The following is a 25594-nucleotide window of genomic DNA, read 5'->3' on the forward strand; positions in this document are numbered from 1 at the left end:
GATTCGCTCCACCTGCCAACGTCGGAACATCTGCATAAGGCTATGCCCACACGCCCCATAGGTTGAAAATCGGTCCCTTCGTCCCCATATCAGCCCCCCCCCAATATAGGAGAACTGCAATGGCAGCTGGTGACAATAGCAAAAAGGCATTGGCCGACGCGTTAAATGGCCTTTTGGCCGATTATTACGCGTTATATCTGAAAACCAAGAATTTCCATTGGCACGTCAATGGTCCGCATTTCCGCGAATATCATCTGTTGTTTGACGAACAAGCGACAGAGCTGATCGCGACGACTGACCTTGTGGCCGAACGCGTGCGCAAGTTGGGTCAGGATACGCTGACCTCAATCGGTTCTATCGCGGCAAAGCAGCGGATTATGGATCATGATTCGACGACAACCGATGCGGCCCAGATGCTGAAGGCATTGCACGCAGATAATGAGACGCTGATAACAGCGTTAAAGGACGCCAAGAACCTGGCGGACGAAGCAGGGGACAATGCGACCGATGGGTTGCTGGATGATTGGACCGACCAAGCCGAACAACGCGCTTGGTTCTTGGCCGCGACCATCGGCAAGGCGTAACGTCGGGACACAAAAAAAGCGGGCGAAGCCTATTGCTTCACCCGCCTTTTTGAATGTGAGAACAGCGCTTATTCGGAAAGCGGGCCGAGGTTCGTAGCCGAATATTTGCCGCGACGATCAATTTCGATGTCGAAGGCCAAACGGTCGCCCTGAGTCACTTGGCCCATGCCCGAACGCTCAAGCGCCGAAATGTGCACAAACACATCTTCGCCGCCATCATCGCGCTGCACAAAACCAAAACCCTTCATGTCGTTGAAGAATTTCACGGTGCCATTGGCCCGTTCGCCAGTCGATTCGCGCTGCGGACCGCGTGGAGCCGAATCGCGATCGCCACCACGGAAGCCGCCGCGATCATCGCCGCGCGGTGCACGGTCACGATCAAAAGCAGGCCGGTCAGGACGCGGTGCGCGTTCACTGATGGCCATTGGTTCACCGTCGATCACGAGATCGGTTGCCGACACCTTGCCACCACGTTCCACAAGTTGGAACTCAAGCGGTTGGCCCTCGGCAAGGCCAGCTAGGCCAGCTTGCTCGACAGCGCTGATGTGAACGAAGACGTCGTCGGGACGACCATCTACCTGAATGAAGCCAAAACCTTTTTGGCCATTGAAAAATTTGACGATTCCCTTACCAGAACCGATAACTTGGGCAGGCATTGGTGGGCCGCCGGGGCCACGGCGCGGGGCACCAAAGCCACCTCCACCACCGCCACCGCTGTTACCACCGCCGCCATATCCACCGCCGCCTGAACGGCCGCCACCAAAATCACTTTGATAGGGGGATGGCGCGCGATAACCATCGTAGCTTTCATCACCGAAACCGTCTCTCTTGTCCCGGCCTTTGCCAGCACGCTTGCGATCAAAACCCATAACTTCTTACTTGCCTTCTCATCGCCCTAAACCACTATGTTATGCAGTCGAGGGCGACTGTACTGCACGTCACAAGCGCAACCGTCGGTGATTACGCGAGGTGTAGCTATATCGTAATAAAATGTGACGCGATAGCAAATATTGTGGCAGAAATTCGCCGTGCGATAGCTGTACTTTCATTTGCCTTGGGCAGCACTGTCGGGCAAGGGGCAAGCATGAGCGTATATTTCCATGAAGAAGACCTTCCCGCTGGCGTATTAGCCGAAGGCCCTGTCGCCGTTGACACTGAAACCATGGGGTTGATTACCCCACGCGACCGGCTCTGTCTGTTGCAGATTTCCGATGGTCGCGGGGACGAACATCTGGTGCGCTTTGCCCGGGACAGCGACTATAAAGCGCCCAATTTGCGCGCCGTTCTTGCCGATCCTGTACGCATCAAGCTGTTTCATTATGCCCGATTCGATCTGGCCGCGATTTCGCATTACTTGAATGTCGTCGCGACACCATTATTCTGCACGAAAATCGCCTCACGCCTGACCCGGACATATACGGACCGCCATGGTTTGAAAGAATTGGTTAAGGAAATGCTGTCGACCGACATTTCCAAACAGCAGCAATCCAGCGATTGGGGAGGCCCCGTGCTGTCCGAAGCACAAAAGGATTATGCCGCAAGCGATGTCCGCTATCTCCACCGCCTGCATGCCGAATTTGTTATCCGTCTTGAACGTGAAGGTCGCACCGCTTTGGCGCAGGCGTGTTTCGACTTTCTGCCGCACCGTGCAGACCTTGATCTTGCAGGTTGGCCCGAAATCGACATATTCGGGCACAGTTAAGCTTCGATCTAGTTAGGCATCTATTATGTCAGCACAAGCCGATCTTGAACGCACACACAGACAGCTCTGGGCAATGCCGGGCGGACGGCATGACCGCCTGATCCGCGCGCTGCGCGTAGGGTTGCCTATCATCATTGGCCTGTTAGTGGCGCTACTGGCCTTCAGTCCCTTTACCGGCAAACAGGAATTGAGCTTCGTGCTGAACAAGGATGAAGTAAACCTGTCGCGCGAGCGTCTGCGCGTCGTCGAAGCGTTATACCGCGGCGATGACAGCAAAGGTCGTCCTTTTTCCTTGCGCGCGGGCAGTGCAGTGCAGAAAACATCCGCTGACCCTGTCTTGGACATGACATCCTTATCCGGCCAGATCATGTTAAATGACGGGCCAGCGTCCATCGTCGCGCAGCGCGGGGTTTATGACCTTAATAAAGAAACGATGCGTGTGAACGGCCCCTTGGCTGTTCAATCGACGGGCTATGATATGGTCGCCAGCAATGTAGAGTTATCGTTGAAAAATCTTTCGATGCAAAGCTTTGGTCCCGTTAGCGGCCGGACGAAAGTTGGCACCTTCCACGCAGGGCGCCTGCGCGCGGACCTCGACACGCGGATTGTTCGTCTCGATGGCGGCGTTCGTTTGCGTATCGACCAGAATGCGATTAAGTAAGCGCGCAATGACTATCCGTTCTCTCTCCTTTGGCCTGTGTGCAGCGATTGCTGGCATGAGCATGCTGTCCACAGCGTCGACGGCGCAAAGCATTCGTAATCATGATAGCAACGCCCCTGTCGATTTTTCGGCCGCTTCTATGGAGTTGCAAGATCGAGCCGACCGCGTGGTGTTATCTGGCGGCGTGACGGCGATGCAAGCGGGGCTTACGCTGAAAGCAAATCGCGTGACCGCAGCATATTCCGGTAATAATGGCGTCGATGTGAACCGCTTGGATGCCACTGGCGGCGTGACCATCACCAAGAACGACCTGCGCGCCACGAGCAATTCCGCCATTTACGATCTCGATTCGAGCCTGATCACATTGATCGGCAATGTGGACCTTGTGCAAGGCAGTAATCGTCTCACCGGCGGCCGATTGGTCATTGACCTGAACTCAGGCCGTTCAACCATCAACGGCGGCGGTGCGCCTGGCGCGACAAATGGCGGTGGCCGAGTCACTGGGACCTTTAGCGTATCTCAGCGTAAGAATTGAGCTGAGCTAAAGCTGTAAATTCGGCGCAGCATGAACCATGCCAATTGCCAAATGCTTCGCTATTCATTAGCTATTGTCGCGAAAACCACAGCATCATTGCGGGCGAATATTGAATATGGAAAGCATGAAAGCCAACCCACCTGCTGCTGATGCGACAACCGATGCGGGTATGCAATCGGGGCTGGGTGTTGTTTCAATTGCCAAAAGCTATGACAAGCGCGCCGTTTTGACGGATGTTTCGCTGTCCGTGGCAAAGGGCGAAGTGGTTGGCCTGCTTGGACCCAATGGCGCTGGCAAGACGACCTGTTTTTACTCAATCATGGGGCTGGTCAAACCCGATAGCGGCCGTATCACGCTGGATGGCGCGGATATAACTAAGCTGCCAATGTATCGCCGCGCCATTTTGGGGCTTGGCTACCTGCCGCAGGAAACCTCCATTTTTCGGGGGATGACGGTTGAACAGAATATCAGCGCGGTTCTCGAAATGTCGGAACCCGACCCAGAATCGCGCGGCGAGCGACTGGAGAAACTGCTGGACGAATTTGGCCTGACCCGTTTGCGTAGCGCGCCTGCCATGGCCTTGTCTGGCGGCGAGCGGCGGCGGTGCGAGATCGCACGCGCACTGGCCGCGAACCCTTCGATCATGCTGCTTGACGAGCCCTTTGCCGGCATTGACCCGATTTCAATCTCCGACATTCGCGATCTTGTGAAGGAACTCAAGACACGCGGAATTGGCGTGCTTATCACGGACCATAATGTCCGCGAAACCTTGGAGATCGTGGACCGTGCCTGCATCATTTATGGCGGGCAGGTCCTGTTTGCCGGATCACCAGATGCGCTGGTCGCCGATCCCAATGTCCGCCGCCTCTATCTGGGCGAGAGCTTTGCAATGTGATGTGGAGGAAATGACGGAAAATTAACGTCATGGCATTAGCTCCGCGCCTCGACCTCCGCCAAAGCCAGTCGCTGGTCATGACACCACAGCTGCAGCAAGCGATCAAGCTATTGGCGCTTTCGTCGCTCGAAATCGAAGCCTTCATCGCCGAAGAGATCGAACGCAACCCGGTGCTTGATGCGGGCGGCAGCGATTCCATAGCCGATACGCCAGTTGATACATTCCCGCAAGCCATCATCGCCGAGAGCAACGAACGCGGCAGTGACGAGATATTAGGCAATGACAGCCACGCCGCCTCCGACGCGTTGGACGTCGATTTCGGGGCGGAGACCTTCCATCATGATGCGCCATCTGACAGCGTAGGCGGCGCAGACGGGATGCTTGGTCTGTCGGGCAGCGCGATGTCCAGCGGCAGCTTTGACGGCGACGGTCCAGATTTCGACACCTTTGCCGCACGCGACGTTAATTTACGCGAACATTTAATGGCGCAGGCGGGTGCAAGCCTTTCGGGTCGCCAGCTTTTTCTGGTGCAACAGATTATCGAACATATTGAACCCACAGCTTATGTGGGTGAAGATTTGCTGGCCATGGCGCAAAGGCTTAATGTGCCCTTGGCCGAAGCAGAAGCTGCGCTGAACGAGCTTCAGCGCTTTGACCCCACAGGGGTTGGTGCACGCAATCTTGCCGAGTGCCTTGCGCTTCAGGCCAAGGATGCGGACCGCTATGACCCATGCATGGCAAGGCTGATCGGCAATCTCGATTTGGTCGCCAAGGGGGCTTTTGACCAATTGAAACGCATGTGCCGTGTCGATGATGAAGATTTGCGCGATATGTTGATGGAACTGCGCGGCTATGATCCAAAGCCAGGGTGCCGTTTTGAAAGCGAAGACAGCCTGGCGGTCACACCTGACATCTATGTGACACCTCGCGGCGATGGTTGGTCGATTGAATTGAACAGCGCTAACCTGCCGCGGTTGCTTATCAACCGAAGCTATGTGGCTGAACTTGGACAGGATAAGGCCACTAAGGCTTGGCTCAGCGATTGCATGGCCGATGCCAATTGGCTGATCAAGGCCATGGACCAACGTCAACGCACGATCGTCAAGGTCGCGACCGAGATCGTCAAGCAGCAAGAAGGGTTTTTCCGGCGCGGTGTTGCACATTTGCGGCCCTTGACGCTACGCCAGGTCGCAGATGCTATTGAGATGCACGAATCTACCGTCAGCCGAGTAACAAGTAACAAATATCTGCATTGCGGACGCGGGCTGTTTGACCTCAAATATTTCTTTTCATCCGGTGTTCAGTCCGCCGATGGCGAAGGCGCATCTGCAGAAGCGGTCAAAAGCCATATCAAATCGCTGACTGAGGCCGAGGGCGATAAAATCCTGTCGGACGATACGTTAGTCGAACTACTGACGGCAAAGGGCTTTGACATTGCCCGCCGGACGGTCGCCAAATATCGTGAGGCCATGGGTATTGGTTCGTCGGTGCAGCGTCGTCGGCAAAAGAAAATGGGCCGTTAATCAGGCGGCATCAATATCGCCGTTCCGAGCCGCGCGCTCCGTCAGTATTTTTTCTGCCAGCGCATGATCGCTCAACTTGTCGACATCTATGGCGGCAACGGGGTCGGACATGGGAACCAACTGTGCGTCTAGGCCAAGCCGCTTCCCAGCCTTCTCCATCGCTTGGTGCAAGCCAATGGTGCGGGTAAGCGCACGTATAGCCAAAAGCAGACCAAAATGCAGGAACAGCCGCCACGCCTTTTTGCGGTCCTGCTCGGCATCGGCCCATAATTCAAGCGCGAACGATGACTTCTGGGTTTTCAGCGCAAACAGATTGGCGCCGGACCAAGCGCCGTCGGAAAAGCGAAGCCAGGTTCGCTGCGCATCCGGAAACTGCCTAAGCATGGTTTGGCGTTCCACCATCGCAACCGCGACATCGCCATCGGCATGGCGCACAAATTCGTCGATCATCTCCACGGTCAACAAGGGATGGTCCGCCGCGGTCACCAATAAGGGCGAAGAAAACCCCAAGATCTCAGTCTGCGCTTTAATGCTCAAGGAAATGCTGTTCTGGCTTTCCACCAAAATGGCGCCCCCGGCTGCGTCAACGGCAGAGCGCAGATATTCTCCGTCTTGCGACAATATGACGATCTTACCGATGTGGGGTGACATATGCAGCGTGCGGACAACATGGCAAATCATCGGTTCGCCGCGAACCGGGACTAAGGCCTTGCGTTCAAGGGCGAAATGCTGGGCGAGCATATCGGGGCCGGGCCGCTGTCCGGCAAGAACGATGCAGGTCCATTGCGCTTGCAAGTCGCTTCTCCTAAACGCGAAAAAATCAGAAGGGTTCGTCGATTTATCTGACGGCACCTTAAGGCGGGGCTTGGCCATCAAATATGAATATTGCAATATATGATCTCGACAAAACCATCACGCGCCGTCCGACCTTTACCCGTTTTCTGCTCTATTACGCACAGCGGACAGCGCCCTTTCGGCTAGCTGGTCTACCCATATGGATCATCGCCTTGATCGGATACCGCATTGGTTTATATGGCCGCAAACCATTGAAGCAATTTGGTGTAAGCATGTTCATGGGACGTAATTTAGATGCAGCAATCTTGGCTAAAGTGGTAGCCAATTTTGTGTCCGAGGCCGTTTTAACCGACATTCAACCCGGCGCCGCCAAATCTATTGAAAATGACCGAAGCCAAAATCAAAAACTGGTGATCGCTACGGCTGCACCGGCGTTTTACGCCCATCAAATTGCTTCGCATCTTAGCTTTGACGCGGTCGTTGCTACACAGCATGTAACGCGGCCAGACGGCAGAATCTGCCACTTCATCGATGGCGAAAATTGCTATGGGCTGGAAAAGTTGAAAATGGTCAGAACATGGTTCGACGTGCAGGGACTAAAGCGCGAAGACTGTCATATTTCAGTATATTCCGACCACGCCAGCGATGCACCGTTGATGGATTGGGCAGATGCGGCATATCTGGTCAACCCAACTAAAAAGCTACGCCGGCTGGCGGCGCAAAAAAATTGGCAAATACGCGACTTTTCGAGCGATAAAGGGCATTAAAGCGCGTGAAAAAAATATGTTTCCTGTTCAACCATGATCAAACGCACCAGATTGCGCATAGTTTGCCAATTGCGTTGCAGATGGCCAAAAGCGGCGTTGCCGATGTGACGCTGGCTGTTACCAGCATTTTGGTTGAGGCAGAAATTCGCAGATTAAGCGGTGCTGCGCTTCAGGGCGTAAAAATCGTCCCATTACATACCAAATCTGCTGTGTCGCAGTTGCTCGTCCGCACATTTGACCGTCTGGTCCCAGCACGGAAGCTGCTCGTCTACCGCGATAACCTTGAATTCTTCAGGCAATTTGACGCGCTAGTGGTGTCGGAAAAATCGAGCCTCATCCTGAAAACACGCTATGGCTTGGATGGCATAAAGTTCATCCACACACGACATGGTGCTGGCGACCGCGCGATAGGGTTCAATGCGGAAAGCGCCCAATTCGACCTCATTTTGGTATCGGGCGAAAAAATCCGCGACCGCCTGATCTGTGATGCAGGGGTCCCGCCCGAAAAGATCCGCATCACAGGATATGCAAAATTCGATATCATAGTACCCGAACAAAAGCCGCTATTTCCAGCATCTGATCGCCGGACCATTCTATACAACCCTCACCCTTCGCCGCATCTTTCTAGCTGGTTCAAATTCGGTGCGGAGGTGTTGGAGCAGTTCTACCAAAGCGGCCGCTACAATCTTATTCTTGCGCCGCATGTGATGCTGTTTGCGCGGCCATGGACGATCACAATCGATAGGCTGTCGATCGCGCCCGCCAAAAAGCCGCATCGCCGATATCATAATGCACCGCATATGTTAATGGATTTGGGCAGCCCGGCCTGCACAGACATGACCTATACCAACGCGGCGGACCTGTATCTGGGCGATGTGAGCAGTCAGGTCTATGAGTTTCTTAATCGCCCGCGGCCGTGCCTGTTTTTGGATGCCCATGATACGCCGTGGCAAGGGAACCCTAACTACCGCCACTGGGCGACTGGACCTGTGGAGACAGACGCAAGCGACATTATCGGCGCCGTCGATGCGGCTTTTGCGTCGCAGGCTTCGTATAGCGATGCGCAGCGTGCCGTATTGGAGGACAGCTTTTCAGTCACCGACATACCTGCATCGGTGCGGGCAACTGCGGCTATAATCGATTATCTGGATCAAGCCATTGGGTGAAGATGCACCCCGATTGCCCGTATCGGCTTATTCACCGCTGCACCGGATTGCCGGGAATATGGGCCGATTGCTTTCAGGTAAGGCGGCGGCAGGCATCATCAGCCTTGGCTCGATTGCCATCGCGGCTCGGATCCTTGGGGTAGAACAATATGGTGTGCTCAATCTGGTACACGGCTTTGCGACGCTGATGGGTGGGACCATCGCCTTTTCTGGCTTTCACGGCATGGTTCGTTATGGCGCAGAGGCGCTCAACCGTGGCGCAGCTACACAGTTCCGCAACCTCATATTGTTACTTGCAGTTATTGAACTCGGCATGGCCGCTGTGGCCATCGGCTTGGCGATGCTGCTGGTTCCATGGGTCGGTGTATCCTTGGGGTGGAGCCCAGAAGCGATTCAATTTGGCGGACTGTATTGCTTGGCCATTCTCGCCACGGTTCGGGCTACGCCACAAGGCTTGCTTCAGTTGGCGGAACGCTTTGACCTGATCGGTCTGCACCCGGTCATCATGCCAATGATCCGCTTGATAGGGGCGCTTGTCATTTTGTTTACGGGCGGCGGACTGGCTGCATTTTTGTGGGTGTGGCTCGCCGCTGCGATTGCCGAGGGCCTTTCCATGTGGATCTTGTGCTGGATTGGTACGCGTCATCTGGCAATCGGCGCAGATGGGCGGCCGACGTTAAAGGGCACGCGGCGGGACAATCCGGGTATAGTACGCTTCATTGCGACGACCAATCTCGACCTCACCTTGCGCGACATTGCGCCTAAGGCGACGCCCTTAATCATTGGCTGGATGCTAGGTCCAGCCGCTGCGGGCCTGTATGCCCTTGTGCAAAGGGCAAGTGCCATTCTGATTCAACCCGCGCAAATGCTTGGGGAAGCCGCCTATCCGGTCGTAACCCGCCTGTTGATTAGTGGCAATGATCAGGCCGCAGGCAAAGCGGTCCGGCGTTCGGCCATCTTCGCAACAGGCATGGCGTTACTGGCCGCAGCTATCATGTGCCTGTTCGCCGGAAAAGTTCTGGTGCTGCTTGGCGGCGCAAGCTTTGCAGGCGGCGCGTCTCTGCTTATCTTGGTCCTGCTTGGTCGGGCGATGATCGCAGGCATGCCGACTTTATCGGCGGCGCTCACAGCGCAAGGACGGCCCTGGATCAGTGCTCGCGCCAATTTGGCCAGCAATGTGGGCATGTTACCTTTGCTACCGCTGATGATTTGGTGGTTCGGCCTGAACGGTGCGGGCGTGCATGGCATATTGCAAAGCCTTGTCCTCCTTAGCTTGTTGATATGGAGCTATAATGGATCGCGCCTTGCACCGCGCGTCGGGATTTGATTACGCGGCCACCTACGCGGCAGGGGAACTAAAATGACGAGCGGCGATTTTTTAATCAAGCAACTGAAAAAGGCTGTTTTTCTGCCATATGCCAAATTGCGGGCAAAGCTTGGCGGCGAAGGCACTGGTTTTATCCGCTCCAGCTATGGCGTGCTGATGAAAACAAACTGGCGCGACCGCACCTTCATTTATTGCCGTTTCGCTGTCTATGGGCACGGCCTGTCCGATTATCTGAACGGCCTCACACAGCCGTTCGTCTTTTTAGACATTGGTGCAAACCAAGGTCTGTACAGCCTGATTGCCGGGCAAAACCCGCATTGCACGCGGGCGATAGCGCTTGAGCCAGTGCCGGATACGTTTGAGCGGCTGCGCCAGAATATCGAGGCCAACAACCTTCAAGATAAAGTCCAAGCGGTACAAGCCGCCCTGTCAAACCAAGCGGGCACCGCGAAAATCGTCTTTGATGCCGCACATAGCGGGCTTGCGTCGCTACGGAATGACGGCGCCGACGGTTTGGACATCACAACTATCAATATGGCAGCTTTTGATGCGCTGCTTGGCGAACCCGAAATGTTGGTCATCAAGGTTGATGTCGAGGGGCATGAAGCCGCGGTCATGGCAGAGTTGGTCAAGTCGCGCTTTCTATCGCGCATCCAGTCAGTGTTTTACGAAGTCGATGCCAAATGGAGCGATGCCGAAAGCTTGCGGGCGATTTTGGAAAGCGGCGGCTTTACCCATTTCGTGACCGTGGGTCGCGGAAAGCATTATGACGTGTTGGCTACGCGCCAAGCATAAGTCACTGCCTATAGCGGTTAGTGCGCTTTTATGAAGTTCACGACATCGGCGACAACGGGCGCCTTTTGACGGAACGGACGCGCGACGGCCATGATGATATCGGAATGGTCAACGTCGGGGTAAATCTGCAACTGCTGCTGCCCGCCGAGCTTTTGTATCTTCTCGGATAGGATTTTGCTGTTGCGGGGCTTCACGACGGTATCCATGTCGCCGGTAAGCAATAACAAAGGCGGCGCATCCGCCCGCGCAAAAGTGATCGGTTGGGTCTCCGTCAGGTCGGGCCACTGCCCCAAGGCAATTTTTGATGAATCGGTCGTCAGCGGCAGGAAATCATAAGGCCCGGCAAGGCCAATGACCCCTTTGATCACATCCGGCGTGAGATTATTCGCAGCGAGCCATTGCGGGTCAAGCGCCGTCATCATTGCGATATGGGCGCCAGCGCTATGCCCCATAAGAAAAATACGTTTGGGGTCGCCCTTGTGCTTGGCGATGTTGGCATTGACCCAAGCAATAGCCGCTGCCGTATCCTCGACAAATGCAGGAAAGCGCACCTTCGGCGATTTGCGATAATCGGCAATGACCGTGACAAAGCCGCGCGATGCAAAGGCGCGGCCCAAAAAGCCATAGCCCTCCCGCTCGCCATCACGCCACGCACCGCCATGAAAGAAGATCAGCACCGCAGATGTACCAGCGGCGTTTTGCTTGGGCAGGTAGATATCAAGCTTCTGCCGCGCGTCATCGCCATATGCGATGCCCGTCAGCGGGGCTTGGCTATTCTCCGCAGGACCAGGTGCCATCCGGTCTGCAAAATCGAGCTTTTGCGGATCTGTCTTGGCCCAGAACCATAAACCGGATCCAATCAAGGCGAGGATGAGCGCGATAAGAATATATTTGATCATCCGAGATATGTGCCCATCAAAACGCCAGCCCACAATGAAAAAAGGCGGCCCCAGTTGGAGCCGCCTTTTTTGTGAGGGCCATAAAGGTGGCCCACATAGTTGTGCTTATTGTTAGCGCTTCGCTAATAGTAACGTATAAAATATACATTTATAACAGTAAGTTATTGGTATATAAATTTATCCTGCTATTATTCTGCTATATTTAAATCATGAAGATATCGTGAGTTTATGGCGCTTTTGCAGGCTTTTTATAGCATTCTCAATGTTAGTATCCAGTTCTCCATTTGCTATCGCACTGCGTAGCAACTCAAGACTGGGTTTCACGGCAGCAAGCTCTTTCACGAAAACGGCATTACCATCTTTTGTAAGTGGGACTGTCTTTGCCCCATACTTGCACTGCACATAGAACCCGTCGTCTTGTGCGAAGAACCACGAACGCACGACCTTCTGTCGCTGCACACGCACCTTCTCGCCAGCTTCATTCTTCGTCCATCGCGGGATCGTGACAGCATATTGCTCACCTCGCATCGCAGCATCTGCGACTTCCATTTGCTCGTTGATACCAGCAAGCAATTTATTGCGACGAGCTTCAATGGGACTGAGTTTAGACTGACGAGAAACGGCTTTGATGGTCAGTTTTGATAGCGATGACATAGTTTCATTCTCCTTTTTGAGAATGAGATTCTGAATCCTTGCCTACTCAATTCCTACCTATTTCCAGCCACAAACTTAAAACTTTTAAGTTTGCACGATCCTGTTGCAACGAAAAAATCGGATGTTAGCTTGCGTTTACAAAAGGGGGCGCAATGGCAAACGAGCAAGAACTAAGTCAGCAACTGACAGAGTTACAACAACGAGCAGAACAGCAACACACACTTGCCGAAAGCTCCCGTGAACTTTTGCATCGCAATCTTGCTGAGACTTATTTTTGGTGGCGAGAGGCTCGCAACGAATCGGACTATCTTGACCGTCTTTATGCCGCGAACAACATAACCTATCGCAACATGGGAAATCGCTACAATTTCAGCCCTATCGTTCGCCTAGCTTTCCCGCGCATTCGCACGAACGATACAACGGTCAGCTATTACAGCAAGGCATTATGGGCAATTGATAACGAGTTCGTCGCAAACCCTAAGCGATATGACAATGATAAGCACATCAACGTTATGAAGGCATTCATTCACGAAGCTGGAGGCGTTGATGGATTGAAGGAGCTAGTGCGTGAAGCTGTAGATGGCGAACCAGAAGCTAGCACGGCTATTAGCAAGAAAGCGAAAAAGAGCAAAAATCTCACTGAAGACCAAGCACTGCTCAAGCGTTCCGATGAGAGAAAAATTCTCACGAACAAGACGCACATTCTGAAAGCGTCTAAAGGTTTTGCTACTGTAGACGCAGGGGCATTGGCGGCAACGAATGATGACTTGGTCGTGCTGATAGCAAAGCGTAACAAACGGACAGGCAAGATCACGCTTATCGCTTCAACGACAGATACGCAGATCGTTGAAGCTGTCATCAATGAATGCGGTGAGCTTGATCTGAGCAACACTCCGCCTGTTTTGAGATTGCTGATTGAGTGCCTTCGTCCTCAAATGATCCCCTCTCAAATTCGGAATCTTGGAATTTCAAAAAATTTCATCACCGAGCACAAGATTGGTTGGGACGACAAGACGGACAAAGCGATCATGCGTCCTGAGAGGGCGCGCTTAGTCATCAGGACAGATGGCTCAATCTTGGTCAGCAAGACACTCAGTGATGCCAGCCTGACAACAATCTCCATTCCCAAAAATCCGATTGCAGTGCCCTGTGACATTCTGCTGCGCGGTTCCGATCGCTATTGGATTGAAAACATTTTGATGAATGAATCTCAGCTGCCTCTTTTTAGCTGTGAACCAAGCAACGATCTGATTGATGCTGACGAAGATAAAAGCGCAACCAAGCAGTTGAAGTTGGTCAGTCAGTCGTCAGGTCACTCTAGAAACATCTACTTCTACGACACTGATCTGATCAAAAGCGAACACAGCTATCAGCCGATAATCGTTAACGATAGCGTGGGCTATGCTTGGGAAATTAAGGCAAAGAAGAAGTTCATTGATCGCTTTTATCGGCAGTCTGTTCAGGGGTGGCTCAGTGGAGCTATCAAACATCTCAAGCACAAAAAAACGTCGCGGGTCGCATTTGCGGTTGGAACTGATCATCTGGAACTTCAATCGCACTATGAGAGCGACAACACACCTGGAGTGAACAAAGATGGGTTCACGCACTACGGCGATGATTGCAAAACGCTAGCAGAGCGAGATGCAGTTATCTCGTTGGAACCTGCGACGAAGCATACGACCATTGTGGCACCTCTAGATATAATTGAGCTTTTCACCATGCTGGCGAGAGCGCCGACAGTCGGTGATGAAATCATCATCAGAGGCAACGAATTTGTGCTGAACGTAAGTTACGAAACAGCGACAGCAAAACACGAAGCATATATTCCTGCTCTTGATGAGCGCGGAAATCGCAACGATGTGCTGTTCGCTAGATATAACAATGGCTGATTTAACTGATCGCTACGACAGCTACGCAGTCTATCTGCCATCGTTGCAGCAGCATTATGCCGAGTTCGCCACGAGAGATCGCAGCGATGCTCGTCAAGGACGAATACCGCGAAATTTCCGACCCAAAGACTTAGACTTCTTATCGTCAGATAGTCGGCTGTGGTCATGCAAATATGCGCTCTATAGCTCAGGGCAATTTGAAAAGGCATTCGTCACTACTGACGATATGGTGATCAATCGTAAACGTGAGGGCGTCATCGTCGTTGGCGACAGCGGCGGTTATCAACTCGGCAAAGGTGCAATCAAGAACAAGCGTGAGAAGGAAGCGATTTATCGCTATCAAGATTCACCGCAGGAATTTTATCAGAACTGGTTCACGACAGGATACCGCGAACGAGTTCTGAACTGGCTAGACGCATATACTGACTATGCGATGACATTGGATTTGCCACTATGGGCAAGCATTGAAGAAGACCCCAAAAGCACTAGCCCCATTCGCAATCTCAGCATCAAGCAGTTGATTGATCTGAGCGTTGATAATCTGCGCTACTTTCAGGAAAACAGGGGACGAAATTTCGGTGGTGAAGGCACGAAGTTTCTTAATGTCGTTCAAGATATAAAGCAGGAAGGCGCAGGCGAACTTTGGTACGATGCAGTTAAAGATTTTGAGTTTGAAGGCTGGGCTTTCGGCGGCACATCATCGTTGCTCAGAAACATGCTCAGGCGGCTTCGGACTCTGTTAGATGAAGACAGACTGAAACGCACAGAGATCATTCACCTTCTTGCCAAGTCGCCACCTATCCAATCCGTCATTTACACTGCGATCCAGAAAGCTGTTTCTAAAGCTGCGGGCAGAGCAATACGCATCACATACGATAGCAGCTCGCCACATCAAGCGGCAGGACAAGCCAGAGCGATTTTTCATAAGCCAGAGCTGACTAATAATCTACGAACATGGCGTATGCCGTCACGAGCAATTCCGCAAAACATGCAGGTGGCACGAGGGAATGTCAGAGTAGACTTGCCAGAATTTTCGCCGCTTGCTGACCTGTTTAGCGTCAACGACATTGTTTTTCATAAACAAACGAACAGGTTCGGACGTGTTGATAATCTCGGCGAACACCTGATGACCAATCATAACATCTACACATTCCATGCGACTGCGCTTGAAGCGTGTGATCTAGTGTTTGGTGAAAAGCCTGACACGAGCAGAGTTCCGTCAGTTTTGCAGGAGCTTGTTCACTTCGTGAATGTGTTTTTTGAAAACGGCGGATCAGAACAGCTAATTGCAGACAATGTGAAGCTGCTAGACGTTTTTGATCCGCCAGAGAACCCTAAGAAATAAGCTCTAGTTCAATCGCATCCTCATTTACGATCTGCGTACATCTGTCGCGGAATTCAAAAAACTTTTCTGCGACATGATGATGCTTCGGTGACTGTCTTATGAACTCGCCAGCACTTGAAAGACGAGTTCCGCAGATTGCGACAACGCCCAGTGTTGGCTCTGTTCTCTTAAATCGCAGTCCACGAAAATAGCTATCGCTTTGACCAAGCCAATCAATGCTAAAATCGCTCTCGTTTGAGACAAGACCGCGCTGTTTTAAAAAATCAAAAATCTCCAAAATCACTACGTTTTTTTTCATTTTAATCCTCTCGTGATAAATAATCATGTGGTCAGAATGTGAGAACTATCTGACTAGTATTTATCTGTGGAGCAGAGGAATGTGTCTGTAACCTATTCACATTTCTGTGTTCTGTCATAGGGCATTATCGTCGCATTGAGTTTGCCAGCCTAGCTGTCGCCAACAGAACTTGCAGCCCAGTAAGCGTGACCACAGACACGTAATACAACAAGCAAAGTCGCAACTGGCTTGTAAAAACATTATGCGATGGATCAAGAAAGATGAGACTGCGAAAGCGGTAACTTGTATGTGTCTTAGGGGTAAATGATTGGTTCCCAAGACGCTGCGTTGCGAACAACTCACCACACATAAAGGTAACAGCGTAACCCTATCTCCCATTCAGTTCGTTTGAACTGCATGGTTGTGTGCAATCATTGGCTTAAACGACTCAACGAAAAGTGCAAAAGCCACAGTGAAGCGTAAGCCTCACTGTGGCAGCAATCTAACGAAATGTACCAACCAACAAATATAAAAAAACAAAGCGATGAGGGTTACGAAGAAACCCGAAATCGCATGAGGTCGTGAGACCGCATCTTAGTTAAGCTAAAACACGCTGATATTCTCTGAAATATTGAAACGATTGCCGAAGGCATATCGCTGTGGCATCAGATTAGCATCAACGATTTGGCTGGGGGACGAAATGGTAGATGTTGGCGCTGGAGATGTTGCAGTTGGAGGCGTTGTAACAATCGTCAGTTACGCAGCAACGCTATTTCTTGCCCGTGCTCTCCATAGAGTAATGACCAAAGGAAAAGGTCGGGAAGACAAGCCAAGATGGATAGCGGCGAACGGCGCAGGAATTGCGTTTGTAATGACAGGGCTTGTTTGGTCCCCAAAGATAGCGTTCAAAATTGCTCAGGTTGTGACTGGGCGTGGAAGCGATGCATTTGAGGTCGCGCTCTTGGTTTTTATGATGGCATTTTGGACGGTTATCGGTGGACTAATCGGGTTTGGAATCGGCAAATTGCGTTCGTAGAGACGCCAGTGATTTCACTGTCTAAACGGCATCATCTTTCAGACATGCATGTTTCATTGCAACGCGGCATAAACCGTATTCGGACTGACCTTCACTTCTTTGCAGATAGCACGGATTGATGAGCCATTGCGTTTCATCCATTGAATTTTTGCTATCTGTGCTTCTGTCGTTGGCTTGCGACCGAAACGAACTCCGCGTTCTTTCGCTTTTCTAATGCCTACGACTTGACGCTCTTTGCGTATCGTATTTTCAAATTCGCTGAAGATGCCCAGAAACTGAAAAAACATAGAACCCATAGCAGTGCTGGTATCAATCGCCTGTTTGTAGCTGAAGATATCAATCTTGCTGTCCTTCAGTTCGGTCAGCACAAGAATGAGATTTTTCATGGAACGCCCCAAGCGATCTACTGACCAGACGACTACCTTCTCAAACTTCCGCAATCTTGCATCTCGCATCATGCGCTTCAGTTCAGGTCTGTCTTCAGTTGCTTTCGTCCCGCTGATTTTCTCGCTGTAGACCTGAACTACTTCCCAACCCGATCTCTCAGCAAGAGCGTGAAGCTCTTCGAGCTGTCCCTCATAGTTTTGATCAACAGTCGATACTCGTGCGTAAATTGCGACTTTCATTAAGCCTCTCCCTTCCCGCTCCAATATTTCGCGGCAAGAAAGAGGACAGCTAACGACGCCATAAACGGAACCGAGAAGACATTAGGGATCAACGAAACTAGTGGTTCTGCATCAAACAATCGCAGCCCCCCGTTTTGAAATTCAAAAATTGCGTCACAGGCAGTTGTCAGAAGCAACGCAGCAAAGAACAAGCAGACCACTCTCCAGATGCTGAGGCGAATTGAAACCCCAAATCGCACAATGGTAAAGGCGATTAGGTACATAATGAGTGTCGACAAACTCCACTCTGCTGCATTTTCTGAAAGCGCACGCCACATAATCAATCTCCTTGATGCGTCTTAAGTCCCGTTATCCTAAGTACAGAAATAATAGCGTATAGCCAGCCACTTAGGACCGAAAGCCTTCTGTCGCCTGAGAATGAGATTTTGGATGTTTTTTGGGGGACTAAAAAATAACGTTGGGATTGCGCTCGCGGGATAACACGGCATACATTGCACTTGGGGAGAGAAGAAGATGCAGTGGACACCGATCTATGACATGATGATGGAACTCATGCAGCTGGAACCCGTGATAGGACATACGCGGGGAACAAGGTCTGATGAGCGGTATCGTGGTCAGCTCAGCAAATGGCTCAGCGATCATCAACTGGACGAGATATTCAACGAAACTGACGAACTGAAACATGCCAAGCTGCTACGTTCTCATCTCGCACCGTTAATGAAAAGCGATGATGCAAACATCGGCATCAATGTCAGCAAGTGGGTCGTAAAGGAATGGGGCGGAATACAGAGCGGTATAGATACGGTGGCGCTCTGGCATAAGACTTGTAACCAGTATGGGCGTGGCGAAGTAAACACGTTCGTCATTCAGATGGGGTCAAAGAGAATAGCGTCTTGGAGCAAAATTCTCTCATTTGTCTATCCGCAGGAATATCCGATCTATGACGCACGAATTGGTGCAGCATTGAACTCGGTGCTGTGGCAGTTACGAGCACCTCGCTATTTTCCAAAAGTTGGAACGCAAAATGGTCCAGCAAACCGCGCATTTGAAATTATGAATAAGAGCCCGATGTGGCGCCCGTATTTGCTGACCTACTATAACTACAAATCTTTGATTTATCTGATTGCCCAACATCGGTTCGGTGGAGATCTTCTGCACGCCGAACTGTCTGTGTTTAATGCATCACTGCGGATCATTGATGATTTCATGAGTGCTTACGAAGCATACAGACAAGAGGGTTCAACAAGACGACGCAACGGTGGACGATTTTTGGTGCGCTTCTCTGACTTAGGCGAAATCAGAAAAGCCAAGTCTGAGCAGATTGCTGACATAAGCTCTGAAGAACAGAAAAATTTACCGCTCTGATTTCGGATTCTCCAACAGTGACTTCGGCTGTATGAAACTTAAAAGTTTTAAGTTTGAGGAGAGCAGAAATGACACAAGCAAGGCAGTGGTGGGTACTAGTGCGTTACAAAGATGAACCAGGAGCAGGCTTTGGAAAGCAGTATGTCACAGCGGCGAACGCTTACGAGGCAATTCAGATGGCTAAGGCACTTTACGGGAAGCTGCTGATCTCTGATGGAGCTTCGCCCGCATGATGCATAACAACGATGCTAAGGGTCTAATCAAAACTGCATGATCGTCGGGGGCAAGTCACATGTTCTCAGCTACTCTGCTATAGACCAATACGGCAATAAACACGAACTGGATCAAAAGCCAACGGATACGATTAGTCTTTGGATCAGATGAAGACACTGCCCGACAAAACATCATGCCCACAAAGCCTAAACTAAAAGGAACGAATGCCGCTGCTGCTACCTCAGCCCAAAAGCCTACACGCCCAGACTCTAATGCTACTGCTATCCAGAATGGTCCATAGTATATCAGAGCGATCGCGGCATATGCCACCGCAAAGATAACCCAAATCCGAATTTCACCTTGCTTGCCCAAAAACGGCGACTTTTTGTTAAGGCTTTCAGGTTCGGATTCTTGGCTGTTGGACGCGGATGATAGTAGAGATGACGCAATACTAGTATCATCCTGTTCTAGGTCTACATCATGCTCACGGCGGCTCACAGCATTTTTGAGAACTTCATATGCCTCATTGATATCTGTAAATTTTTTTTCGGCTGAAGGGGATTTGTTGGTATCGGGATGATACTTTCGCATCATAGCCTTATACGCAGCAGCGATTACCTCAGGTTCAGAGCTTGGTGAAACTCCGAGAACTTCGTAAAAGTTTTTCATAGCTTACTGAATGCCCCTCAATGGCTTCAATCATGAATTCTGCATCTTTGTCAATCTGCTGAACCTCAGCGCGGCAAGCAACGCTTACGAAGCAATTCAGATGGCTAAGGCTTTGTAGAGTCAGATCGTATCTTATTAATAAAAAATGAAGATCAGCGACCTCAATTTACCAACTATTTTTAGAGCGAACGACAGTCGGCAACTCACTCTCGAATTGATCAGGCACAACGCCTTTCGCGGCATATGGTCCTAGCTCACACCAGAATCCGAGACGTGGATCTCTCAGTGTACCCTCAGCTTTGTTCGCTGAATCCAAATTAAAATTCAAAATACGAGCGGTCATGGCACAGTTTTGGAGATTGAAATCTCCAGTATCACCTGTGTCAAAGGTGGCGAAGTGAACACGCATCCCATAATCTAATGGCGAATTTCGGTACAATGTTGATGGCGATTCATCTGTTGAAGTACCTAAACTGCAACCGCTTACCATCAACGCACCAGCACTAAAAGCCGCTAACCATAGCTGCTTTCTCATGAGCAGCTACCAATCATAACTTCACCTTTGATGTAAGGTGCCGACACTGTGTCTGACCCGCGTGTTATATTTTTGGTCAAGATCGCGGTATAGCTTCCATACTCATCAGTCCTAACAAATGACATGGAAATTTGATTTTGGATTTTATCGAAGGAATTGGATGCTGAAGCATTCACCATAAATGTATTGGCGAATGGCGATTTATCCCAATCGTATTTATTGAAATCAATGTTGTTTGGATTTTCTAAAACAATATTGAACCCCTGCCCCTTATATGATGTGCTGTCTTTACCACCAGTGACGATATCAATTGCGCCAGTCTCATCTAGGTAAAGAGCAAAAACAATGTCGTCATAGCCGTCTTTCGTAAAGCCGTTGTCAATCGTGAGGAGCTTATCTTTGGATTGTGTCTTGTCATTCCAATAAGCACTTACACCCTTAAAGCCCCAACACCGTATGAACGCTCTTCCTGGAGCATTAGTGGAGGTCATCGGCATCGGAATGGATTCTGACCTGACGCCCCATAAACGATCGTTGAAGAAACCAAGATATGTGAAATAAGGTAAGCAGAATGCTGCCATGACAATCGCCATCCAGCGTATCTGAAAATTATGTTGAGGAAGAGCAATTACATCTGGTTTGAAACCAAATTTGTTATCTTGATCACTCCCCCTGAAGAGCGAAAAAATGACCACAACAGCCAAAATTAAATAGCCGATAGAATCATTCCATTGTGCCATTGGAAAATTGTTATCTAACTCCCATCTCCAAGAGACATATTCATCAGAGATATATAAAAGCGCAGCTGGTCCAGCAGCGAGAGCGATGATAGCCCAATAGCCTGACAGCCCCATGTCGTGCAATCGCTGGACATATAAGCGGCAAATTCCCAACACCGATGCAAGTGTCACCGCTATCAAAAATCCTACATAAAGCTCCAAGAGAAGTTGCGGAGCCGCAGGCTCAACCATCTCAGCAGGCGTCCAAGCTGCCCAAATTAAGGCAACATAAATTGCAACCCCCAGCGAAAATGTTAGCCTTGATGCACGACCGCCCCACATCTTTTTAATTGCCTGAAACACACGCTGCTTGATTTCTTCGTTCATGTCAGCCCCTTCTGAACTTCAGTAAGCTAACCTTGCCCAGATAAACTCATTGGAGCAAGTCAGTTTGACACGGATGGCATTTCAAGTGGTTGGACAGCAGACCTAAATAATACTAAGTTTTGAGCTTAATTTAGAGTGGGCAGAGAAAAATGAGAGCTAAGTACCTTTTTGGAGCAGCCTTAATTAGCTTTGCTTCGTGTGCGCCTGCAGCAGCTACAACTGAACTCTCTGTTCAAACAGTAGATATGCGGAGTGAGCTATGCACTGTAACCGCTGCTGCAAATGACGAGCTTTCAGTTCAGTCAAAAAATTTAGTTCGACAGCTAGATGTTGCCTTAGAAGTTAATACGAAGTTTCAAAGATTTAGCAAATCTCGGAAATGGAAAGCTGGCGTAGCAATGGGTGAGCAGATGAACTCGGCTGAAGCGGTGGAATTTGGTAAACTTCAAGGGCAAACAAGCAGTTCTATTTTGTCTATCTTAATTGAGTCTAAACGAGAAAGAGACATTAAGGTTTTTGCAAAAATGGCAAAAATTGCTGAGCAGATTAGCACTAATAGTTTCGTTCTACCTGATGACACGAACAGTGAAGAATACATATTGTCTCTCTTTGTGGTTGGCGGTCAAAAAATGTCTCCAGTAAGCGATGACGCTTACCATGAGAGCCTGTCACAGCGTGGTGACTGCAATTTGGAGCGAGCATTGCTCAGCAACGCAGAAAGGGCACTCGACAACGAAGATGCGCTAAAGCGGTTGGAAAATTTCCAAAAGACCGCCGAAAGTTTTGCTATTAAATACGGAAAACCAATCGACCCAGATAAAATGACAAGCGAAGATAGAAGCTTATTTGAAGCTGGAATGAAAGCGGTTGGCGAGATAGAACGGCTTATTGCGCATTCTAAAAATTTAGTACTCATTGCTCAGTTAGAAGCTGTCTCGAAATTGCAATTGGCAGTGCGCCGCCAAAGCCAATACGAAGCTCCAGGAAACCTAGATCACATCTCAGTCGTTTGGGATGAATGGAGAAAAAATGGCAAGATTACGGATGAGCAGAATGAACTGACAAGAACTACGAATCTTATAAACGAAAAAATTCCAACAGATTTCATGAAAGATGCCGAAAAAGAAAATTAAGTGTAATTTTAATCAAAGCAGCTTTCATCGCTTATTGGATTCGTTTTATAATCACATTGCTTATCAAATTTTCTTTTATATCCTTCGGCTCCCATACAAAGAGCAATATAGTTGTGATAATAGGTGTCACTGACCTCGTTTTTTAGATTATCCTGAGCATGGAACTTACATTTGTAAAGCGCCTGCTCTTTTTTGCTGAGTGACCCACAGCCCATTAGAGCAAAAGTAATTAAAATTATCAGAGATATTTTTGACATAATTCAGGAACTCTTTTGATCGTAGGTTGAAAGATCATTATCTTTTTTCCAGACAGGTGTCTTCAGATCAATAAACAACACACTACCCCAGCTGACAATTTCCCGTAAATAAAATATCAGAATCCATGATTCTGAAATTCATATCTCCGTTTTTTTGATATACATCAACCTGTATGTATTGCGTATGAACATATCCACCAGAAGATGTTGATATTACTTTATATGACTGTTTTGTTGATCCAACGTCAATTACAGTATTTACAAAACCATCATTACCAAAATCTTTAAACTTATACTTACCAGTATCTCTATTTAATATAAATTTCTGACCGATGAATTGTCCATAGATACTATTTTTGTATAATCCGATAAATTCAAAAAATTTATGGCTTATACTAGTTTCATTGCTTACTTTTGCTAAACTTGAATCGTCTTCAAATTGATAAACATTCTGTACGTCACAAACCAGATTTTTGAATTCCAAATATTCTGAAGACGGATATCGGTCTGGCTCCATACTAAATATGGTAGCGTTTGTTTGCGAAAAACCAGCTGCCGATAGCAACAGAGCAGCCCCCAATATGCTGATCTTTTGATATTTTTTCATGTTGTCCGAGCCTCTATGAAAAGTTCAATATAAAAGGAGTTGCGATTTTACTAAACACAAAAAGCTACATCAAACAGCGTTCAAACACTTTTCAACTTTAACCACGCCAACCTTGTTACCAGTTTTGTCTACATACAAGTAGGTGTAGATAGCTCCTGATTTCACCATGAGATTACTGACAGCATCGCCGCAAATTAGCTCATCAGCATTTTCGGCAATCTCTTTCGACATAGCTGCCCAGTCAATTTCATCCTCTCGCAATGAGAACATGTGAGTGTATGTTAGATTGATACCGTCCCTTTTTGCGCTGACAATTGACATAAATTCATCAATCTTCAGAGGCTTGGTTTCGTTAAAGGACTTTATCGATTCCTCGTGATCTTGCCTAATCCGAGCCTTCGTGAATAAGTTTACGGCACCTTCCCTAATGAGAACATAGTCAATTGGATGCCAGATCGAATTTGACGGAGTTCCAAATACCTTATCGGCAAAAGGCTCTGACAACCCAGCATCCGCATACGCCAGCCTCATTTCCAGAGAAGTACCGTTGACCACGACATCACCAGCGGCTCCGCTGCTCGGACTATGAAAACCTAATAACGCATCAACGTCAAAAGCCCGAACCTTGCTTGATAAGAATATGAGCGTACATGCTGACGAACACTCTCCAACTGCAACCGTTGATATATTTCGCTCTTTAATGAGCGACGAGATTTCAACAGCAGCATCTATGCTGCCGCCTAAAGATAACAGCGACACTTGATTAACTTCGGGGTGCTTGCCAAGCAACACTTTGAACTGCTCTGCGACCTCAACGGTTATAGACCCGTCGATATTTAATGTACGACCATTTACCGATAGTTCAGCAGGAAAACCGAAAGTGTAAATGCCACCTACTACTAATGCATTTTCTACAATCGGAGACGGTGTTTGGCTTAAGTGTGCAACCAAGCCCAATGCACCAATGGACGCAAACAGCTTTGCTATGAGCGCCGATTTAATTGTCCCAGCAGTTGCCTGATGCCTTGTCGCTGATCGCCAGATACCGATAATAGCCCAAACTGAAATAGCTATCGACAAACCAAACACTGCTAGCGTGGCAGCTAACCATGCTTTCTCAGAAAGATCACTCTGGAAAATTTGATCGACTGCATATGTGGTAAGAACAGCAACAACGAGTGCGGTTACCAAACCATTCACATAGAACGATAACGCCAGTGGCAAGTTTCCGCACCAATGGTCTTTGATGTAGAGGGGCGCTTTATTGATGCTTATCCGCACAAATTACCTAAAGTTAATCGCTACATGAGCCATAGAAGCTAATTACCCTAAAGATTCACAGTAAGCATTTTTATTAAATGTGTTTAGTGGCATGATCCTTAGATACCCCACAGAGGCTGTATTCTAAAGGGTCTGAAAACGATAGCGAGGCAAGATGAGCGAATATCAGCAAATCATACGAGAAGCTCAAATTCTTACCAGCAGTCCCTGCGAGATTGTTAGATACATTGAGGGTCGCTCAAGAGATAATCTTGAGGATGGCGGAGAAGATTTTGAAACAAAGCTTCTATGCCTCAAAGACAGGCGCATCGACCTTGCGTTAGCTCAGCATTGCGTTTGGGCGGAAACGGCAAAGGCGCTTTTTTTCAGGGATACTGAAGATTTAGTTTTGAAGCTGTCAGTTCTCACGAACGAGAAAATTGGTGAATATGAGGGTCTTGATGAAACGATACCCTATGCAATATTTTCAAAAAGATCACAGGAATTTGAGAATTATATAAAAGCTATCAGTAAAAATGAGCTTCACGCCCTTTTCGGTAACCCCACTATCGACAGGAATTTTGTATGTGACTTTTTTATGGAAAAGTCAGCGTGGCATTCAATGGATGAGAGACACAGGGTCCTTTCTGTAAGATTTTTGAGCCGAAATTCAGGCTTTACCGCAGCATACAAGCCCAAAGAGTGGCGAGATGATGACTTCGACGATGTTCGTCATCGTGCAGCTTTCACTGCTGCCTACGAGATGGCGGATCGAGTTCCGACGAACCATAATTGGGCGAACGCTCTCGAGGAGCTTTATGCGAAGTTGCCGAATGATATTCATGGGGTGCAGGGCAACATAGACACGAACCGTTGGATTGCGAGTGAACCTGAAGATTTAGATGCTGAGCTTAAGGCTAATGGCGAGGGTCGGTTGTCGATTTTTCAGTCTGTTCGATTTTACTGCGCTCTT

The 25594-nt window shown here is 49.4% G+C and carries 29 protein-coding genes; 16 read left to right on the forward strand and 13 right to left on the reverse strand.

Features of this window, described 5'->3' with window-relative positions; genetic code table 11:
• The first annotated feature begins 119 nt into the window (after positions 1-119).
• Positions 120-584 carry a DNA starvation/stationary phase protection protein gene (locus tag Q0N43_RS06980; protein WP_295444459.1) on the forward strand — a complete coding sequence of 155 codons (465 nt, stop codon included), beginning with the start codon at positions 120-122 and terminating at the stop codon, positions 582-584.
• 68 nt (positions 585-652) lie between these two features.
• Here the strand turns inward: Q0N43_RS06980 and Q0N43_RS06985 are convergent, their stop codons facing one another.
• Positions 653-1453 (reverse strand): cold-shock protein, encoded by an 801-nt coding sequence (locus Q0N43_RS06985; protein ID WP_295444462.1) that lies wholly within the window; start codon positions 1451-1453, stop codon positions 653-655.
• 215 nt (positions 1454-1668) lie between these two features.
• Here Q0N43_RS06985 and Q0N43_RS06990 point away from each other — a divergent pair, with 215 nt between their 5' ends.
• The 5 genes from Q0N43_RS06990 (at position 1669) to rpoN (ending at position 5900) form a co-directional block, all read left to right on the forward strand.
• Positions 1669-2286 carry a ribonuclease D gene (locus Q0N43_RS06990; protein ID WP_295444465.1) on the forward strand — a complete coding sequence of 206 codons (618 nt, stop codon included), beginning with the start codon at positions 1669-1671 and terminating at the stop codon, positions 2284-2286.
• Positions 2287-2311: 25 nt separating this feature from the next.
• Entirely contained in the window at positions 2312-2947 is a 636-nt protein-coding gene (gene lptC, locus Q0N43_RS06995; protein WP_295444468.1) for an LPS export ABC transporter periplasmic protein LptC, read from the forward strand.
• A 55-nt stretch (positions 2948-3002) separates the two neighbouring features.
• A complete protein-coding gene (locus Q0N43_RS07000) occupies positions 3003-3482 on the forward strand; it encodes an LptA/OstA family protein (RefSeq protein ID WP_295444548.1) in 480 nt (159 codons plus the stop codon).
• 124 nt (positions 3483-3606) lie between these two features.
• Positions 3607-4377, forward strand: coding sequence for an LPS export ABC transporter ATP-binding protein (gene lptB, locus Q0N43_RS07005; RefSeq protein ID WP_295444551.1), 771 nt, complete (start codon positions 3607-3609; stop codon positions 4375-4377).
• Positions 4378-4406: 29 nt separating this feature from the next.
• Complete coding sequence (gene rpoN / locus Q0N43_RS07010) at positions 4407-5900, forward strand: RNA polymerase factor sigma-54 (protein ID WP_295444471.1); 1494 nt, start codon at positions 4407-4409, stop codon at positions 5898-5900.
• Here the strand turns inward: rpoN and Q0N43_RS07015 are convergent, their stop codons facing one another.
• Positions 5901-6695, reverse strand: coding sequence for a nucleotidyltransferase family protein (locus tag Q0N43_RS07015; RefSeq protein ID WP_295444474.1), 795 nt, complete (start codon positions 6693-6695; stop codon positions 5901-5903).
• Positions 6696-6778: 83 nt separating this feature from the next.
• Here Q0N43_RS07015 and Q0N43_RS07020 point away from each other — a divergent pair, with 83 nt between their 5' ends.
• From Q0N43_RS07020 to Q0N43_RS07035, 4 genes are read left to right on the forward strand one after another with little or no spacing between them, the layout of a single operon-like run.
• Positions 6779-7462 carry an HAD-IB family phosphatase gene (locus Q0N43_RS07020; RefSeq protein ID WP_295444477.1) on the forward strand — a complete coding sequence of 228 codons (684 nt, stop codon included), beginning with the start codon at positions 6779-6781 and terminating at the stop codon, positions 7460-7462.
• Positions 7463-7467: 5 nt separating this feature from the next.
• Positions 7468-8628: a hypothetical protein gene (locus Q0N43_RS07025; RefSeq protein ID WP_295444480.1), complete on the forward strand. Its 1161-nt coding sequence runs from the start codon at positions 7468-7470 to the stop codon at positions 8626-8628.
• A complete protein-coding gene (locus Q0N43_RS07030) occupies positions 8621-9955 on the forward strand; it encodes a lipopolysaccharide biosynthesis protein (RefSeq protein ID WP_295444483.1) in 1335 nt (444 codons plus the stop codon). Before Q0N43_RS07025 ends, Q0N43_RS07030 begins: the two co-directional genes overlap by 8 nt.
• A 33-nt stretch (positions 9956-9988) precedes the next feature.
• Positions 9989-10750 (forward strand): FkbM family methyltransferase, encoded by a 762-nt coding sequence (locus tag Q0N43_RS07035; protein WP_295444485.1) that lies wholly within the window; start codon positions 9989-9991, stop codon positions 10748-10750.
• 17 nt (positions 10751-10767) lie between these two features.
• On the opposite strand, the gene Q0N43_RS07040 is transcribed toward Q0N43_RS07035, so the two are convergent.
• The gene (locus Q0N43_RS07040) at positions 10768-11649 is read right to left on the reverse strand and encodes an alpha/beta hydrolase (RefSeq protein ID WP_295444488.1); all 882 of its coding nucleotides are present in this window, start codon (positions 11647-11649) and stop codon (positions 10768-10770) included.
• Between the two features lie 207 nt (positions 11650-11856).
• The gene (locus Q0N43_RS07045) at positions 11857-12303 is read right to left on the reverse strand and encodes a hypothetical protein (RefSeq protein WP_295444491.1); all 447 of its coding nucleotides are present in this window, start codon (positions 12301-12303) and stop codon (positions 11857-11859) included.
• A gap of 152 nt (positions 12304-12455) precedes the next feature.
• Here Q0N43_RS07045 and Q0N43_RS07050 point away from each other — a divergent pair, with 152 nt between their 5' ends.
• Together Q0N43_RS07050 and Q0N43_RS07055 are read left to right on the forward strand one after the other, a co-directional pair.
• On the forward strand, positions 12456-14192 hold the full coding sequence (locus Q0N43_RS07050) for a hypothetical protein (protein ID WP_295444494.1): 1737 nt from the start codon (positions 12456-12458) through the stop codon (positions 14190-14192).
• Positions 14185-15537: a hypothetical protein gene (locus Q0N43_RS07055; protein WP_295444497.1), complete on the forward strand. Its 1353-nt coding sequence runs from the start codon at positions 14185-14187 to the stop codon at positions 15535-15537. Before Q0N43_RS07050 ends, Q0N43_RS07055 begins: the two co-directional genes overlap by 8 nt.
• On the opposite strand, the gene Q0N43_RS07060 is transcribed toward Q0N43_RS07055, so the two are convergent.
• On the reverse strand, positions 15527-15835 hold the full coding sequence (locus Q0N43_RS07060) for a DUF6626 family protein (RefSeq protein ID WP_295444500.1): 309 nt from the start codon (positions 15833-15835) through the stop codon (positions 15527-15529). The genes Q0N43_RS07055 and Q0N43_RS07060 overlap by 11 nt on opposite strands.
• A 679-nt stretch (positions 15836-16514) precedes the next feature.
• Here Q0N43_RS07060 and Q0N43_RS07065 point away from each other — a divergent pair.
• Positions 16515-16850 (forward strand): hypothetical protein, encoded by a 336-nt coding sequence (locus Q0N43_RS07065; protein ID WP_295444502.1) that lies wholly within the window; start codon positions 16515-16517, stop codon positions 16848-16850.
• Positions 16851-16903: 53 nt separating this feature from the next.
• On the opposite strand, the gene Q0N43_RS07070 is transcribed toward Q0N43_RS07065, so the two are convergent.
• Complete coding sequence (locus Q0N43_RS07070; protein ID WP_295444505.1) at positions 16904-17476, reverse strand: recombinase family protein; 573 nt, start codon at positions 17474-17476, stop codon at positions 16904-16906.
• On the reverse strand, positions 17476-17793 hold the full coding sequence (locus Q0N43_RS07075; RefSeq protein WP_295444508.1) for a hypothetical protein: 318 nt from the start codon (positions 17791-17793) through the stop codon (positions 17476-17478). Before Q0N43_RS07075 ends, Q0N43_RS07070 begins: the two co-directional genes overlap by 1 nt.
• Positions 17794-17989: 196 nt before the next feature.
• On the opposite strand from Q0N43_RS07075, the gene Q0N43_RS07080 reads away from it, so the two are divergent.
• Positions 17990-18841, forward strand: coding sequence for a hypothetical protein (locus Q0N43_RS07080; RefSeq protein WP_295444511.1), 852 nt, complete (start codon positions 17990-17992; stop codon positions 18839-18841).
• Positions 18842-19129: 288 nt separating this feature from the next.
• Here the strand turns inward: Q0N43_RS07080 and Q0N43_RS07085 are convergent, their stop codons facing one another.
• The 3 genes from Q0N43_RS07085 to Q0N43_RS07095 form a co-directional block, all read right to left on the reverse strand.
• Positions 19130-19723 carry a J domain-containing protein gene (locus Q0N43_RS07085; protein ID WP_295444514.1) on the reverse strand — a complete coding sequence of 198 codons (594 nt, stop codon included), beginning with the start codon at positions 19721-19723 and terminating at the stop codon, positions 19130-19132.
• Between the two features lie 166 nt (positions 19724-19889).
• A complete protein-coding gene (locus tag Q0N43_RS07090; protein WP_295444518.1) occupies positions 19890-20258 on the reverse strand; it encodes a hypothetical protein in 369 nt (122 codons plus the stop codon).
• On the reverse strand, positions 20255-21364 hold the full coding sequence (locus Q0N43_RS07095; protein WP_295444520.1) for a DUF805 domain-containing protein: 1110 nt from the start codon (positions 21362-21364) through the stop codon (positions 20255-20257). Before Q0N43_RS07095 ends, Q0N43_RS07090 begins: the two co-directional genes overlap by 4 nt.
• A gap of 149 nt (positions 21365-21513) precedes the next feature.
• Here Q0N43_RS07095 and Q0N43_RS07100 point away from each other — a divergent pair, with 149 nt between their 5' ends.
• Entirely contained in the window at positions 21514-22497 is a 984-nt protein-coding gene (locus Q0N43_RS07100) for a hypothetical protein (protein WP_295444523.1), read from the forward strand.
• Between the two features lie 8 nt (positions 22498-22505).
• Here the strand turns inward: Q0N43_RS07100 and Q0N43_RS07105 are convergent, their stop codons facing one another.
• From Q0N43_RS07105 to Q0N43_RS07115, 3 genes are all read right to left on the reverse strand, one after another.
• The gene (locus tag Q0N43_RS07105; protein ID WP_295444526.1) at positions 22506-22754 is read right to left on the reverse strand and encodes a hypothetical protein; all 249 of its coding nucleotides are present in this window, start codon (positions 22752-22754) and stop codon (positions 22506-22508) included.
• 82 nt (positions 22755-22836) lie between these two features.
• Entirely contained in the window at positions 22837-23361 is a 525-nt protein-coding gene (locus Q0N43_RS07110; protein ID WP_295444529.1) for a hypothetical protein, read from the reverse strand.
• Between the two features lie 69 nt (positions 23362-23430).
• Positions 23431-24561 (reverse strand): hypothetical protein, encoded by a 1131-nt coding sequence (locus Q0N43_RS07115; protein ID WP_295444532.1) that lies wholly within the window; start codon positions 24559-24561, stop codon positions 23431-23433.
• Between the two features lie 235 nt (positions 24562-24796).
• On the opposite strand from Q0N43_RS07115, the gene Q0N43_RS07120 reads away from it, so the two are divergent.
• Positions 24797-25594: hypothetical protein (locus Q0N43_RS07120; protein WP_295444535.1), on the forward strand; the 798-nt coding region annotated here is incomplete at its 3' end.

The organism is Sphingorhabdus sp. EL138, from assembly GCF_945882965.1.
In the GTDB taxonomy this organism is placed as follows: Bacteria; Pseudomonadota; Alphaproteobacteria; order Sphingomonadales; family Sphingomonadaceae; genus Sphingorhabdus_B.